The organism is Pseudarthrobacter sp. RHLT1-30-1 (assembly GCF_059383415.1).
In genome coordinates, this window is the sequence record NZ_JBWZCG010000036.1 from 16,893 (window position 1) to 32,609 (window position 15,717).

At 67.5% G+C, this 15,717-nt stretch carries 10 protein-coding genes and 1 pseudogene; 9 read left to right on the forward strand and 2 right to left on the reverse strand.

What is annotated here, in order from left to right:
- The first annotated feature begins 92 nt into the window (after window positions 1–92).
- The 3 genes and pseudogenes from clpX to AC50YM_RS18700 all read left to right on the forward strand — a co-directional run bounded on the left by clpX (window position 93) and on the right by AC50YM_RS18700 (window position 4,401).
- Window positions 93–1,372, forward strand: a pseudogene (gene clpX / locus AC50YM_RS18690) (ATP-dependent Clp protease ATP-binding subunit ClpX).
- Between the two features lie 132 nt (window positions 1,373–1,504).
- On the forward strand, window positions 1,505–2,149 hold the full coding sequence (locus tag AC50YM_RS18695) for a mycothiol-dependent nitroreductase Rv2466c family protein (protein ID WP_494958443.1): 645 nt from the start codon (window positions 1,505–1,507) through the stop codon (window positions 2,147–2,149).
- A 332-nt stretch (window positions 2,150–2,481) separates the two neighbouring features.
- On the forward strand, window positions 2,482–4,401 hold the full coding sequence (locus tag AC50YM_RS18700; RefSeq protein WP_494958444.1) for a glycoside hydrolase family 15 protein: 1,920 nt from the start codon (window positions 2,482–2,484) through the stop codon (window positions 4,399–4,401).
- 94 nt (window positions 4,402–4,495) lie between these two features.
- Here the strand turns inward: AC50YM_RS18700 and valS are convergent, their stop codons facing one another.
- Window positions 4,496–7,114, reverse strand: a complete 2,619-nt coding sequence (gene valS / locus AC50YM_RS18705; RefSeq protein ID WP_494958445.1) for a valine--tRNA ligase — start codon at window positions 7,112–7,114, stop codon at window positions 4,496–4,498.
- Between the two features lie 70 nt (window positions 7,115–7,184).
- Here valS and AC50YM_RS18710 point away from each other — a divergent pair, with 70 nt between their 5' ends.
- Both AC50YM_RS18710 and AC50YM_RS18715 read left to right on the forward strand, forming a co-directional pair.
- Window positions 7,185–7,544, forward strand: coding sequence for a DUF488 domain-containing protein (locus AC50YM_RS18710; protein ID WP_494958446.1), 360 nt, complete (start codon window positions 7,185–7,187; stop codon window positions 7,542–7,544).
- 131 nt (window positions 7,545–7,675) lie between these two features.
- On the forward strand, window positions 7,676–8,434 hold the full coding sequence (locus tag AC50YM_RS18715; protein ID WP_494958447.1) for an SDR family oxidoreductase: 759 nt from the start codon (window positions 7,676–7,678) through the stop codon (window positions 8,432–8,434).
- 140 nt (window positions 8,435–8,574) lie between these two features.
- Here the strand turns inward: AC50YM_RS18715 and AC50YM_RS18720 are convergent, their stop codons facing one another.
- Window positions 8,575–9,654 (reverse strand): endonuclease/exonuclease/phosphatase family protein, encoded by a 1,080-nt coding sequence (locus tag AC50YM_RS18720; protein WP_494958448.1) that lies wholly within the window; start codon window positions 9,652–9,654, stop codon window positions 8,575–8,577.
- Between the two features lie 327 nt (window positions 9,655–9,981).
- On the opposite strand from AC50YM_RS18720, the gene ileS reads away from it, so the two are divergent.
- From ileS to ndk, 4 genes are read left to right on the forward strand one after another with little or no spacing between them, the layout of a single operon-like run.
- Entirely contained in the window at window positions 9,982–13,350 is a 3,369-nt protein-coding gene (ileS, locus tag AC50YM_RS18725) for an isoleucine--tRNA ligase (protein WP_494958449.1), read from the forward strand.
- A gap of 3 nt (window positions 13,351–13,353) precedes the next feature.
- Window positions 13,354–14,712, forward strand: a complete 1,359-nt coding sequence (locus AC50YM_RS18730; protein ID WP_494958450.1) for a bifunctional folylpolyglutamate synthase/dihydrofolate synthase — start codon at window positions 13,354–13,356, stop codon at window positions 14,710–14,712.
- Between the two features lie 3 nt (window positions 14,713–14,715).
- Window positions 14,716–15,159 (forward strand): DUF4233 domain-containing protein, encoded by a 444-nt coding sequence (locus AC50YM_RS18735; RefSeq protein ID WP_494958451.1) that lies wholly within the window; start codon window positions 14,716–14,718, stop codon window positions 15,157–15,159.
- A gap of 38 nt (window positions 15,160–15,197) precedes the next feature.
- Window positions 15,198–15,617 carry a nucleoside-diphosphate kinase gene (gene ndk, locus AC50YM_RS18740; protein WP_479822180.1) on the forward strand — a complete coding sequence of 140 codons (420 nt, stop codon included), beginning with the start codon at window positions 15,198–15,200 and terminating at the stop codon, window positions 15,615–15,617.
- Window positions 15,618–15,717: the final 100 nt, after the last annotated feature.

Consider the following 15,717-nt stretch of genomic DNA (forward strand, 5'->3'; position numbering starts at 1 on the left):
CCCCCCGGGGAACGTCCGTGATTCCAGAAACGGGTGCAGCGCTGCGCGGGAGTTCCACAGAGCCGGCAGCACGATACTAAAGGGGTTCACATATGGCTCGGATTGGCGAGAGCACGGATCTGCTGAAGTGTTCTTTCTGCGGAAAGAGCCAGAAGCAGGTGCGGAAGCTCATTGCCGGGCCCGGCGTCTACATCTGCGACGAGTGCATTGAACTCTGCAACGAGATCATTGAAGAAGAACTCGCCGAGTAGCCGACCTGGGCAGTTTCGAACTGCCCAAGCCCCGCGAAATCTTCGACTTCCTGCAGGAATACGTGATCGGGCAGGAGCCCGCCAAACGCTCCCTCGCCGTCGCGGTTTACAACCACTACAAGCGCATCCAGGCCGGCCACGCCCCCAAGAGCGGGAGCCTCGCCGAAGGCGTCCACCACGACGACGTCGAGATCGCCAAGTCCAACATCCTGCTGATCGGCCCCACCGGCTGCGGCAAGACCTACCTCGCGCAGACCCTGGCCCGGCGCCTCAACGTCCCCTTCGCCGTCGCCGATGCCACCGCGCTGACCGAAGCCGGCTACGTCGGCGAGGACGTCGAGAACATCCTGCTGAAACTGATCCAGGCCGCCGACTACGACGTCAAAAAAGCCGAACAGGGCATCATCTACATCGACGAAATCGATAAGATTTCGCGCAAGAGCGAGAACCCCTCCATCACCCGGGACGTCTCGGGCGAGGGTGTGCAGCAGGCCCTGCTGAAGATCCTCGAGGGTACGGTCGCCTCGGTCCCGCCGCAGGGCGGGCGCAAGCATCCGCACCAGGAATTCATCCAGATCGACACCACCAACGTGCTCTTCATCGTCGCCGGCGCCTTCGCCGGGCTCGAGGAGATCATCGGGTCGCGGTCCGGACGCAAGGGCATTGGCTTCGGTGCGCCGCTCAACGAGGTCAAGAACAACACCGACTCCTACGGCGAGGTCATGCCCGAGGACCTGCTGAAGTTCGGGCTGATCCCGGAATTCATCGGCCGCCTCCCGGTCATCACCACCGTCTCCAACCTGGACCGGTCGGCGCTGATCCAGATCCTGTCCACGCCCAAGAACGCCCTCGTGAAGCAGTACCAGAAGATGTTCCAGCTCGACGGCGTCGAACTGGTCTTCGAGGAGGAAGCGCTCAACACAATCGCCGACCAGGCGCTCGAACGCGGCACCGGCGCCCGCGGGCTCCGCGCCATCATGGAGGAAGTCCTGCTTCCGGTGATGTTCGACCTGCCCAGCCGCGACGACATCGCCACCGTGGTCATCACCGAAGACGTGGTCTCCAAGAAGGCCGAGCCCACGATGATCGCCCACGACGTCAAGCGCCGCAAGTCCGCCTGACCCGGGACAAACCTTCGCCGGATCAGACCTGATCCGGAATAAACACCCCGTGCCGGGCGTTAAAGCCTACGACGCGCCCGGCAGCACGACGCCGCAGCGCACCCTTCCCCGGACTTCCTTAGGAGATCACCTGTGTCTGAATCCCTGGCCACCCAAGCAGAGACCACTGAAGCAGAGAGCAAGGCCGACTTCTGGTTCGACCCGATGTGCCCGTTCGCCTGGGTGACCTCCCGCTGGATCGGCGAGGTGGAAGGCGTGCGCAACATCAGCACGGAATGGCACGTGATGAGCCTGGCGATGCTGAACGCCGGCCGCGAGGAGCTCCCGGAGGACTACAAGGAGTTCCTCACCCAGGCCTGGGCTCCGGTGCGGGTCATCACAGCCGCCGCCGAACAGCACGGCACCGGGTACGTCAAGGCGCTCTACGACGCCATGGGCACCAGGATCCACAACGAGGGCAACAAGGACATCGCCGAAGTCATCTCCAAGTCCCTCGCCGAGGTCGGCCTCCCCGCGGAACTGGCGGCAGCAGGCCAGAACGACGACGTCGACGCCACCCTGCGCGTCAGCCACGAGGCCGGCATCTCGCTGGTGGGCCAGGACGTCGGAACCCCCATCGTGGCGTTCAACGGAACCGCCTTCTTCGGCCCCGTACTGACCCGCATCCCGCGCGGCGAGGAAGCGGGACGGCTCTGGGACGCCTCGGTGACTCTTGCCTCCTACCCCCACTTCTTCGAAATCAAGCGCAGCCGGACCGAAAGCCCTGAGTTCAACTAAGCGGTGGTCAACTAACGGCCGCTGCCACAGGGCCAAAGACCGTCAAAAAGTCCCTGCCCAAAAGGCCCCTGAAGAATTACTGTGATGTAGTTCTTTCGGGGCCCTTGCGCATCCGCGGGGGCGGGACAACAATAGAACTTACCCACTTCGAAAGAAGCGGGACGCAGAAACCAAAGATTCAGTGACACTCATCCGACGCAGCCTTCGGCAAAGTCAGATGATGGCTACCAGTGACGAGGTAGGAAGACCTGAAAATCAGCGGATTCTGCCAGGTTGTCTAAGACGTCACGTGACAATCGAAAAGTCGAAGCCCCACCAACGGCAACACGCTGATGGGGCTTCCCCTTTGCCCAAAAACAGGTCAGCCTAATAGCAGCCCAGCGCAAAAGCAGGTTTGCCCCACAACAGCCCGGCGCACGAACAAGATGCCCATGAGCAGTGAACCGATTGCCAACTACGCCCTGCTGTCCGACTGCTCCTCGGCAGCCCTGGTCAGTGCGGCCGGCTCCGTGGACTGGCTCTGCTTCCCGCGCTTTGACAGCCCTTCTGTCTTCGGACGGCTGCTGGGCCCGGAGGCCGGCTTCTGGTCGATCAACCCCGTCGGTGCCCACACCTCCACCCGCCGCTACCTCGGCCCCACGATGGTGCTGGAAACGACTCACACCACGGCGGAAGGCAGCGTCACCGTCACGGACGCCCTGGTGCTCGGCGACGGCAAACGGGGCCACGACCTGGGTGCGGATTCACCCGGAACCTTGCTCCGCCAGGTGACCGGCATCGCGGGCACTGTCGAGCTGGACATCGCTTTCAGCCCACGCCCGGACTACGGCCTCACCAGGCCCAGGTTGCGTGCGGTCGACGGCGGCCTCGTGGCCACCGCGGAAAGCCAGACACTTGCCTTCTCCAGCCCGGTCAACTTCGCCCTCCTGGAGGGAACCGCGAGGGCCCGGCTCACGCTTGGCGCCGGGGACGTGACGGGCTTTGCCCTCCAGCACCAGCCGGCCGGGGCCGGCGCCGCCCTCTGGAGCCAGACCGACATCAGCCGCCGGCTCGCCGACACCGTGCAGGGCTGGACCAGCTGGTCGGAGATCCACCAGAGCTACCGGGGCCCCTGGCAGGACCTTGTCAACGGCAGCGGACGGATTCTGCAGGCCCTTACCTACTTCCCGACCGGAGCCATCGTCGCCGCCCCGACCACGTCGCTGCCGGAGGTGGCCGGAGGCACACGCAACTGGGACTACCGGTACACCTGGATCCGGGACGCCAGCATGACCCTGCAGGCACTCTGGGTGGCCGCCTGCCCGGACGAGGCCGGGAAGTTCTTCCAGTTCCTGGCCACGGCGGCCGCACGCCAGCTCGCCGGCGGCGAGGAGCTGCAGATCATGTTCGGCGTCGGCGGCGAACGCGAGCTGCCCGAACGAGTGCTGGCGCACCTGCCCGGCTGGCGCGCCAGCTCCCCGGTCCGGGTCGGCAACGGCGCGTGGAACCAGCGCCAGCTGGACGTCTACGGTGAACTGCTCGACGCCGCCGCCACCCTGCCGGAATACCTCGCCGCGCTCGCACCGGAGACCCGGCGGTTCCTGGCTGACGCCGCCGACGCCGCCGCCCAGCGCTGGCGCGCGGCCGACCACGGCATCTGGGAGGTCCGCGGGGAGCCACGCCATTACCTGCACTCCAAGCTGATGTGCTGGGTCGCCGTCGACCGGGCCATCAGCCTTGCCGGGATCCTCGGGACGCCCGGGCGGGTACCACGCTGGGCCGAGGCGCGGGAGCAGATCGCCGAGTCCATCCGCACCGAGGGCTGGAACCCCGCTGCCAATGCCTACACCCAGGCCTACGGCTCCGAAGACCTCGACGCCTCGGCGCTGATGCTCACCATCGTGGGATTCCTGCCCGCGGACGACCCCGGCATGCGTGCCACGATCGAGGCGGTCGAACAACGGCTCACCGATCCCCGCGGCCTCGTCTACCGCTACCGGGCCGAGGACGGGTTCGCGGGTGAGGAAGGGACCTTTCTGCTGTGCACCTTCTGGCTGGCGCAGGCCCTGGCCCTCGCCGGGGAGACCCGCCGGGCCCGGAGAGTCTTCGAACGGGCCGCCGGGTTCGCCACGGATCTGGGCCTGCTGGCCGAAGAGATCGCACCGGACAGCAGCGAGCTGCTCGGAAACTTCCCGCAGGCGTTCAGCCACATCGGCCTGGTCAACGCCGCCTGGGCCATCAGTGAAGCCGAGGACCGCGCCGCCCGGCGCTGACAGGGCCCAAGCGTGAGGGCCCCAGCCAGGTTTCCCCGGCCGGGGCCCTCACTCCGGCGGCAGACGCCGTCGCCCTCCGGAGTCCCGCCAGACGCTACGGCTGGGCTGGCGCCTCGGCAGGTGCCAGGACGACGTCGCTCACGGCCAGTTCGCCGTCGCCGACCGCCAGCGTCAGCTCCCGGGCGTTGGCGGCAGCCTTGAGGTCCGCCAGGCCGGCCTTGAGCTGGGTGGTGAGGGATTCCGAGCCGGTGATGGTCGCGGACAGCACCTCGGTGCGCTGCTTGACCTTGGCCTCGGACTTGGCCTTGCGGATGCCGCTGAGCGCAGATCCCACCGTGGCCAGCAGCGTGGTGTCTCCGTCGGTCGCCACCGCGGACGGCCAGTCGGCACGGTGCACCGAACCGGTGCGCCACCAGCTCCAGACTTCCTCCGTGGCGAACGGCAGGAACGGTGCGAAGAGGCGCAGCAGCGTGTCCAGGCTCGTCGCCAGCGCCGCCAGCACGGAAGCCTGCTCGGCCTCACCTGCGGCACCGTAAGCACGGTCCTTGATGAGCTCCACGTAGTCATCGGTGAAGTGCCAGAAGAAGCTCTCGGCGATCTGCAGGGCCCGGGCGTAGTCGTAGCCCTCGAACGCCTTGGTGGCCTGCTGGACCACGTCGGCGAGCTGGGCCAGCACGGCCCGGTCCAGGGTGTTGCTGAGCACGGAAAGGTCCCCGGAGACCACGGAGTTCTCGGTGGCGCCCAGGTTCAGCACGAACTTGGAGGCGTTGAGCAGCTTGATCGCCAGCCGGCGGCCGATCTTCATCTGCGCGATCTCGTAGGCCGTGTCCGCGCCCAGCTTGGCCGAGGCCGCCCAGTAGCGGACGGCGTCCGAGCCGTACTCCTCGAGCACATCGGTCGGGACGATCACGTTGCCCTTGGACTTGGACATCTTCTTCCGGTCCGGGTCCAGGATCCAGCCGGAAATCGCGGCATGCTTCCACGGCGCGGAGTCCTGCAGGGCGTCGGCGCGCACTGCGGAGGAGAAGAGCCAGGTCCGGATGATGTCGTGGCCCTGCGGGCGCACGTCGAAGGGATAGACCTTGGCGAACAGCGCCTCATCGGTGCTCCAGCCGCCCACGATCTGCGGGGTCAGCGAGGACGTCGCCCAGGTGTCCAGCACGTCGGCGTCGCCGGTGAAGCCGCCGGGCACGTCGCGCTGGGCCTCCTCATATCCGGGGGCCGCGTCCGCTGCCGGGTCCACCGGCAGCTGCGCGTCGGAGGGAACCACCGGGGCGTCGTAGTCGGGGTTTCCGTCGGCGTCGAGCGGGTACCAGACCGGTACCGGCACACCGAAGAAGCGCTGGCGGGAAACCAGCCAGTCGCCGTTCAGCCCGGAGATCCAGTTCTCGTACCGTGAACGCATAAAGGCCGGGTGGAACTCGATCTCGTGGCCGCGGGCGATGAGCCGCTCTCGGCGTTCCGCGTCGCGGCCGCCGTTGCGGATGTACCACTGGCGGGAGGTCACGACTTCGAGGGGCTTGTCGCCCTTCTCGAAGAAGTTCACCGGGTGCATGATCTTCTTCGGCTCACCGTCGAGGAGGCCTGCGGCGGCCAGGAGCTCCACCACCGCTTCCTTGGCGCTGAACACGGTCTTGCCGGCGATCGCCATGAAGGCGGCGCGGCCTTCATCCGTGGTGATCCATTCCGGGGTCTCGCCGACAATGCGGCCGTCGCGGCCCACGATCGCGCGGGTGGGCAACTGCAGTTCACGCCACCAGGTGACGTCGGTGAGGTCGCCGAACGTGCAGACCATGGCGACGCCGGAGCCCTTGTCCGCCTTGGCGAGCGGGTGGGCCCTGACCTCCACCTCGACGCCGAAGAGCGGGGAGGTGACCTTTTTGCCGAACAGCGGCTGGTACCGTTCGTCGTCGGGATTCGCCACCAGGGCGGCGCAGGCGGCCAGCAGTTCCGGGCGGGTGGTCTCGATGTAGATCTTTTCGCCGTCTTCGGTGAAGAACGGGTAGCGGTAGTAGGCGCCCGCGACCTCGCGGTCCTCGAGCTCGGCCTGGGCCACGGCGGTGCGGAAGGTGACGTCCCACAGGGTGGGAGCCTCGGCCATGTAGGCGTCGCCTGCGGCGAGGTTCGCCAGGAAGGCGCGCTGGGAGATGGCGCGGGACTTGTCGTCGATGGTGCGGTAGGTCAGGTCCCAGTCCACGGACAGCCCGAGGGTCTGGAACAGGTCCGCGAAGACCTTCTCGTCCTCAACGGCGAGTTCCTCGCACAGTTCGATGAAGTTCCGGCGCGAGACGACGTCGAAGTCGCGCTGGTTCTTCGCGGGCTCGGCCGGCGGGCGGTAGCCGGCGTCGTACGCGGTGGTCGGGTCGCAGCGCACACCGTAGTAGTTCTGCACCCGGCGCTCGGTGGGCAGGCCGTTGTCGTCCCAGCCCATCGGGTAGAAGACATTTTTGCCGGTCATCCGCTGGTAGCGCGCCAGGACGTCGGTCTGGGTGTAGGAGAACATATGGCCCACGTGCAGTGAACCCGACGCCGTCGGCGGGGGAGTGTCGATCGAGTAGACCTGCTCCCGGGTAGTGTCCGGGTTGAACTTGTAGGTCCCTTCGTCAAGCCAGCGCCGGGTGAGGGCGCCTTCGAGCCCCTCCAGGGCGGGCTTGTCCGGAACGTTGATGGGGGCGGTGATGGGCGTGTCTGTACCCTGCGTGTCTTCAGCCATGCCGCAATTCTTTCACGGTCCGCGCGCCCGGACCGCCGGGACCTGCCGGGCACCGGCGTAGCATGCGCAGATGGAGACATTTGACGGGCGCTTCGCGATCAGGCGCATCTACGACGAACCCGCCGACGACGACGGCTGCCGGGTCCTGGTGGACCGGCTCTGGCCACGCGGGATCAGCAAGGAACGCGCACAGCTGGAGCTATGGCTCAAGGACGTGGCGCCCTCCCCGCCGCTGCGGACTGAGTTCGCGCACATGCAGGAACGCTTTGCCGATTTCCGCGCCGCCTACGAGGCCGAACTCGACGGCAACCCGGCCGTCCAGACGCTGCGGGACCTGGCCGCCGAGCACGGGAAAGTGACGCTGCTCTTCGCGGCGAAGGACCCGCAAACCAACCATGCCCGGGTCCTGCAGGAGTTCCTGGTGCGCTGACTGGTTGAGTGATCCGACATATTGAGCTGATCCGGGTCGGTCCGGGATATCCGCGTTCATCGCGGTTCATCCGGGTTCTCCCGTGGGGGAGCCCCGCGCGGTGGCCCGGGGCTTGCCGTTAGGGTGGTGCCATGACTGAAGGAATCCAGAACAAAGCAGCAGTTGTCACCGGAGCCAGCACCGGAATCGGCGAGGCCACCGTGCGCGCACTCCGGGGCGAGGGCTGGACCGTCTACGCCGTCGCCCGCCGGGCGGACCGGCTCGAGGCGCTCGCCGCGGAAACCGGCGCCGTTGCCCTGCCGGCGGACGTGACCGACGACGCCGACATCGCCCGGCTCCTCGATGAGGTGACCCGCGCCGGCGGGATCGACACGCTCATCAACGTCGCCGGCGGCGCCCGCGGCGCGGACAAAGTGGCCGAAGCCAAGACCGAGGACTGGGAATGGATGTTCGAAGTCAACGTCCTGGGCACCATGAAGCTCACCCGGGCGTTCCTGCCGATGCTGCGCGCCGGCGGTGAAGGCACCGTCCTGAACCTGACCTCGACGGCGGGACTCTCCGCCTATGAGGGCGGCGGCGGGTACAACGCCGCGAAGTTCGCCCAGCATGCCCTGACCGGGGCCCTGCGCCTCGAGGAGGCCGAGCACAACCTCCGCGTGATCGAGGTGGCACCCGGGCTGGTCCAGACCGAGGAGTTCGCCCTGAACCGGCTCGGCGACCAGTCCGCGGCTGCCAAGGTCTACCAGGGGGTCGAGAAGCCGCTGACCGCCGCCGACGTCGCCGACGTCGTCCGGTACGCCGTCACGGCGCCGCACCACGTCAATCTCGACCAGATCGTGATCCGCCCGGTCGCGCAGGCCGCGAACTACAAACTGATCCGCAAGGCGTAGCGCCGAACCCCGGCGAGGCGTCCGGCGGCTGGCGCTTGCCAGTCACCTGGGCTGCAACGCGGGGTCACTTCCGGCCCATAAACCGGGGGCAAATGGGCCGGAAGTGACCCCGCGTTGCCTGGCCTACCCGGTTGCCTGGTCTACCCGGCGGTCGGCCCGGCGGGCCCGGCGGCCGGGACGGACAGCGTCGCCATGATGGCGGCGTGGTCCGTCCCGGGCACCCGGTGCACCGCATAGTCAGCGCTGCGCACCGACGGGCTGGTCACCAGGTGGTCGATCGTGATTCCGGGGAGGAACACATCCGCCATCGGCCAGGTCGGGACCAGGCGCGAACCCTCGGCGATTCCCACGTCCACCATGGTCCGGGCCCCGCCCTGCAGCACTTGGCGGAACTCGGCATGGTCGTAACTTGCGTTGAAATCACCGGCCAGCAGCACATTCCCGGAGCGCGATGCCAGCCGGCCGAGCGCGGCCAGATCACTGCGCCACTTCGGCAGGCCCACACCCACCGGAGCCCGGGCATGCACGTTCGTGAGCTCGACGACGGCCCGCTGACCCCCGGATTCGGCGGTGAGTTGGATCATTTGCATGTTGAAGTGCGAGCCGGGCACAGTCCCGGCGGCGACCAGCCGGTGGGCTGAGAAGACGGCGCTGCCGGAGGCCTTGCCTGCGGGGGCGCTGATCCTGTTCGGCAGGAGTTCGGCCACGCCGGCCTCCGCCAGCCGGTCTTCGAGCGCCTGGGTGTATTCCTGGACCGTCAGCAGGGTGATGCCGTTGTCGCGGACCAGCCGGACGATTTCCGCGGCGTCCGCCCTGCCAAGTTTGGCGTTCAGGCTCATCGTGCGCAGCTCCACCAGGCCTTGCCCTGACGCCGGCCCGGAGCCAGCTCCGGAGCCAGCCGCGGGATCCGGCGCAGCCCGGGCGTAGTCAAGCGGGACCAGCCAGAAGAGCTGCACTGCGACGAGCCCCACCGCGGCGCCGGCCATCCAGCGCCGCCGGCCCAGCACCGCGAACAGCAGCGAAGCGCCGGCAGGCAGCACCAGCCACGGCGTGAAGGACACCAGCTGGACGACGGTGATTGGCCATTCCCGCGGCACCGCACGGAAGACCGAGACCACCGCAACGGGTGCCCCCGCCAGCCCGGCGAGCAGCCGCCAGCGGGCTACCGCCCTGCCCGCGGGCGTTCGCGGGGCGGCGTGGCCCCGGGTCCGGAACTTCATGGGATTCAGTGTAGGCATTGCGGGCCCGTTCCAGTTGTTAGACTTCTGGTAGCAGCTTTGACCCGGCCATCACCGGTGAGCTTCCGGAAGAACGCCCTGACGCCACGACTTTCCTGCAATTAGTGCGCCAGGGCCGGTAGAACCGGACGGGTAAGCCCGTCACAGCAGTCAATGAGCGGCCGACGCCGGCGCTTCCTCGCTTTATGGGGGCGCGGCGACGGTAAGTGAGGTGGTACCGCGGTGCCGGTGTTGTCGAAAGACAGTGCAGGGGCCGTCCTCGCATCCTGAATGAATCCATTTGTTCACTAGCTCAACCAGGATGTCGAGATGACTTATTACCCGAAGGCCTCCGCCGCAGCTTCCGGCGCGGGCGCCACCACCTCTGCTTCCAACACCTCTGGTGTGTCGGCCTCCGTGAAGTTCCCGGAGGTCGAAGAACGCATCCTCAAGTACTGGGATGAGGACGGCACCTTCCAGGCAAGCATCGACCAGCGCGACGCCGACCTGCCGGGCGGCGCGCCCGGCAGCAACGAATTCGTCTTCTACGACGGTCCGCCCTTCGCCAACGGACTGCCGCACTACGGCCACCTGCTCACCGGCTACGCCAAGGACCTGGTGGGCCGCTACCAGACCCAGCGCGGCCGCCGGGTCGAGCGCCGGTTCGGCTGGGACACCCACGGTCTGCCCGCTGAGCTGGAAGCCATGAAGCAGCTGGGCATGACGGACAAGACCCAGATCGAGGCCATGGGCATCGACAAGTTCAACGACGCCTGCCGCGCGTCGGTGATGAAGTACGCCGATGAATGGAAGAGCTACGTCACCCGTCAGGCCCGCTGGGTCGACTTCGAAAACGACTACAAGACGCTCAACGTCGAGTACATGGAGTCCGTGCTCTGGGCCTTCAAGCAGCTGCACGAAAAGGGCCTGACCTACAACGGCTACCGTGTGCTGCCGTACTGCTGGAAGGACGAGACGCCGCTGTCCAACCATGAACTGCGGATGGACGACGACGTCTACAAGAACCGCCAGGACCAGACCGTCACCGTGACCTTCCCGATCACGGCGGGGGAGTCGGAGCTGTCCCGGCAGCTCGCCGGCGTGCAGGCGCTCGCCTGGACCACCACGCCCTGGACCCTGCCCACCAACCTGGCCCTCGCCGTCGGGCCCGGCATCAGCTACGCCGTGCTGCCGGCCGGCCCGCACGGGATCAAAGCCGCCGCGGCCGACGCGCCCGTCACCGGCAGCTTCCTGCTGGCAGCCGAGCTGCTGGGCACCTACGCCAAGGACCTCGGCTACGGCGACGGCGCCGAGGGTGTGGCGGCCGCCGAGGCCGCTGTCACCTCCCGCCACACCGGCGCCGAACTCGACGGGCTGACGTACGAGCCGCTCTGGGACTACTTCGAGGACGCCGAAAAGTACGGCACGGAGAACGCCTGGCGCTTCCTCACCGCCGACTACGTCACCACCACCGACGGCACCGGCATCGTCCACCAGGCTCCCGCCTACGGTGAGGACGACCAGAAGGTCTGTGAAGAGGTCGGCATCCCCGTGGTCCTCTCGGTCGACGAGGGCGCGAAGTTCCTGCCGCTGTTCGGCCACGGCGACCTCGCCGAGATCGCCGGGCTCCAGGTCTTCGACGCGAACAAGCCCATCACCCAGGTGCTCCGCGCCCAGGGCCGCCTGGTCCGCCAGGCCAGCTACGAGCACAGCTACCCGCACTGCTGGCGCTGCCGCAACCCGCTGATCTACCGTGCGGTGTCGTCCTGGTACGTCGAGGTCACCAAATTCAAGGACCGGATGTCCGAACTGAACCAGGAGATCAACTGGATTCCGGGCAACGTCAAGGACGGCCAGTTCGGCAAGTGGCTCGCCAACGCCCGCGACTGGTCCATCAGCCGCAACCGCTACTGGGGCAGCCCCATCCCGGTCTGGCAGTCCAGCGACCCGGACTACCCGCGCACCGACGTCTACGGCTCGCTCGCCGAGATCGAGGCCGACTTCGGCCGGCTGCCGCTGAACAACGCCGGCGAGGTGGACCTGCACCGTCCGTTCATCGACGAACTGACCCGCCCGAACCCGGACGACCCGCGCACCCCGGCGGAGGGCCAGTCCGTGATGCGCCGCGTCGAGGACGTCCTGGACGTCTGGTTCGACTCCGGCTCGATGCCCTACGGCCAGGTGCATTACCCGTTCGAGAACGAGACATGGTTCAACACGCACAACCCGGCGGACTTCATCGTCGAGTACATCGGCCAGACCCGCGGCTGGTTCTACATGCTGCACATCCTCTCCACCGCACTGTTTGACCGGCCGGCGTTCCGCAACGTCATCAGCCACGGCATCGTGCTGGGCTCGGACGGGCAGAAGATGTCCAAGAGCCTGCGCAACTACCCGGACGTTTCCGAGGTCCTGGACCGCGACGGCTCCGACGCGATGCGCTGGTTCCTGATGTCCAGCCCGATCCTGCGCGGCGGCAACCTTGTGGTCACCGAGCAGGGCATCCGCGACGGCGTCCGCCAGGTCATCCTGCCGCTGTGGAACGTGTACAGCTTCTTCACGCTGTACACGAACGCCGCCGGTGCAACCGGTGGACAAGCGTCCGGGTATGACGCGAAGCTGCGCTACGACGGCTACGCCGACACCCTGGACCAGTACCTGCTGGCCAACACCGGTGACCTCGTCCGGAACATGACCGCGGCCCTGGACAGCTACGACATCTCCGGTGCCTGCGACGAACTGCGCAGCTACCTGGACATGCTCACCAACTGGTACGTCCGCCGCAGCCGCCAGCGCTTCTTCGACGAGAACGTGGACGCCTTCGACGCGCTCTACACCGCGCTGGAAACCGTCTGCCGGGTCTCGGCCTCGCTGCTGCCACTGGTCTCCGAGGAGATCTGGCGCGGGCTCACCGGCGGGCGCTCCGTGCACCTGGCCGACTGGCCGGACGCGGAGCTGTTCCCGGCCAACCCGGGACTGGTCGAGGCGATGGACCGCGTCCAGCAGATCTGCTCCACCGGCTCCTCACTGCGCAAGGCCGCGAACCTCCGGGTGCGGCTGCCGCTGCAGGAACTCACCGTGGTGGCACCCGGTGCGGCCGCGCTGGAAGGCTTCGCCGCCGTCGTCGCCGATGAACTGAACCTGCGCTCGGTCCGCCTGCTCGACGCCGAGAGCGCCTCCCCGGAGGAGTTCGGCATCGAGCAGAAGCTCGTGGTGAACGCCCGGGCCGCGGGTCCGCGGCTGGGCAAGAACGTCCAGCAGGCCATCAAGGGCGCCAAGTCCGGCGAGTGGTCCCTCAGCGAAGCCGGAGTGGTCACCGCCGGCGGCCTCGAACTCGAGCCGCAGGAATACACCCTGGAAACCGTCGTGGCCGAGGCCGCGGAAGGCGAGGCATCCCGCGCTGCAGCGGTGCTGCCCGGCGGCGGATTCGTGGTCCTCAACACCGAGGTCACCCCGGAGCTCGAAGCCGAAGGCGCGGCCCGTGACATGGTCCGCGCGATCCAGCAGGCCCGAAAGGACGCCGGACTTAACGTCAGCGACCGGATCCACACCACCGTCACCGCACGGCAGGACGTCATCGATGCCCTGCTCGCCAACGCGGAGCTCGTCAAGACCGAAACCCTGACCCTTGAGCTGGAATCGGTTCCGGCCGACGTCAAGGAACCCCAGGTCAGCGTTGCCAAGAAAGTTGAGGCCTGAACCATGACCGACGAATTCTCCGTAGAAAGCGTCTACGCCGAACTGCTGGGCCGCGCCCCGGAAAACAAGATGGAGCCGCGGCTGGCCCCGCTGTACCGGGCGATGGACATCCTGGGCGAGCCGAACAAGGCGTTCCCGATCATCCACGTCACCGGCACCAACGGCAAAACCTCCACCGCCCGGATGATCGAGGCGGGGCTGCGCGCCCACGGCCTGAGCACCGGCCGCTACACCAGCCCGCACCTGTCCAAGGTCACCGAACGGATCAGCATCGACGGCGAACCGGTCTCGGATGAGACCTTCGTCCGGATCTGGGACGAGATCCGCCCATACCTGGCCATCGTGGACGGCGAACTCGAGGCCGAGGGCCAGCCCCGGCTGACCTACTTCGAGTGCCTCACCATCCTGGGCTTCGCGGTCTTCGCCGACCAGCCGGTCAACGTCGCAGTAATCGAGGTGGGCCTCGGCGGCATCACCGACGCGACCAACGTCGGCGACGGCCAGGTCTTTGTGGTCACCCCGATCTCGCTGGACCACACGGAGCTGCTCGGTGACACCACCGAGGACATCGCGCACGAGAAGGCCGGCATCATCAAGCCCGGCGGCTTCCTGGTCAGCGCCGCGCAGCCCCGGGACGCGGCCCAGGTCCTGCTGGACAAAGCGCAGGAAACGAATGTCCCGTTCCGCTTCGAAGGTGTCGAGTTCGGCGTCGAATCCCGCACCGTCGCCGTCGGCGGCCAGATGGTCACCATCCAGGGCATCGCCGGCCGCTATGAGGATCTGCTGATCCCGCTGCACGGCGCCCATCAGGCGGAGAACGCCGCCGTCGCGATCGCTGCGCTGGAGGCCTTCTTCGGCGCGGAAAAGCCGCTCGACGCCGAACTCGTGCAGGAGGCCTTCGCCTCCGTCACCTCACCCGGCCGGCTCGAGGTGATGCGCACCGCCCCGACCCTGATCGTGGACGCGGCACACAACCCTGAAGGCATCCGGGTCTCGGCCGAGGCCATCCACGAGGCCTTCAGCTTCACCAAGCTTGTGGTGGTGGTCGGAGTCCTGCGCGAAAAGGACGCCGAGGAAATCCTCCGGCAGCTGAAGGAATCGCTCGGTGGCCTGGCCGCCGAGTACTGCTTCACGCAGTCCAACTCGCCCCGCGCCGTGCCGGCCGAGGACCTTGCGGAACTCGCGGTGGAGCTGGGCTTCGGCGAGGACAATATCCACGTGGCGGAGAAGCTCGACGACGCGATCGAGTGGGCAGTGGAACGGGCCGAAGCCAACGATGACCTCGCCGGCGGCGTCCTCGTCACCGGCTCCATCACGCTGGTCGCGGAAGCCCGCATCCTGCTCGGAAAGGCGGACGCCTAGGCCATGGCGAAACTCACCAAGGCCCAGCGCGAATGGCGCCCGGGCATGCCCAAGAAACGCCGCTCCACCAAGGTCATGTTCGCGTCCACCGTGCTGCTGCTTGAAGCGTTCGTGGTGCTATTTGGCACGCTGACAGTGTTCGGGCTGCGCCGGGACGAGTTCCCGCCGGTCCTGATCTTCACGGTCGGGATCGCGCTGTGCCTCGTCTACGCCTTCACCTGCGCGGTGCTGTCCAAGCCGTGGGGCGTGGCACTGGGCTGGGTCCTGCAGATTGTGCTGATCCTGACCGGCATCCTCGAGCCGGCGATGTTCCTGGTCGGCGCCCTCTTCGCGGTGGCCTGGTGGTACGGGATCCGCACGGGCATCCGGATTGACCGCGAGGCCGCCCAGCGGGAACGGGACCAGGCCGCCTGGGACGCAGCCCACCCCGACGACCAGAGCAACTAGACTTACTTCCAAACCACCCCCAACGCATTGGAGCAGCTGTGAGCATTGAGCGCACCCTCGTCCTGATCAAGCCCGACGGCGTCACCCGCAACCTGACCGGCAGCATCATCGCCCGGATCGAAGCCAAGGGCTACACCCTGGCCGAGCTCAAGAAGGTCAACGCGAGCCGCGAACTGCTGGAGCAGCACTACGAGGAGCACGTGGGCAAGCCGTTCTACGAGCCGCTCGTCGAATTCATGCTCAGCGGACCCGTCGTCGCAGCAATCTTTGAGGGCCACCGCGTGATCGAGGGCTTCCGCTCGCTCGCCGGCACCACGGACCCGACGACGGCGGCTCCCGGCACCATCCGCGGCGACTTCGGCCGCGACTGGGGCCTGAAGGTGCAGCAGAACCTGGTCCACGGCTCGGACTCCGTGGACTCCGCGGAGCGCGAGATCAAGATCTGGTTCCAGGACTAACTTCCCGGACCGCCCACCCGCCCCCGCCCGGCACGCCCCGCCCCGAGGAAGGGGGAGACGCGGAAGACCTGTCTTCCCGGGAAAAAAACCCACCATCCCC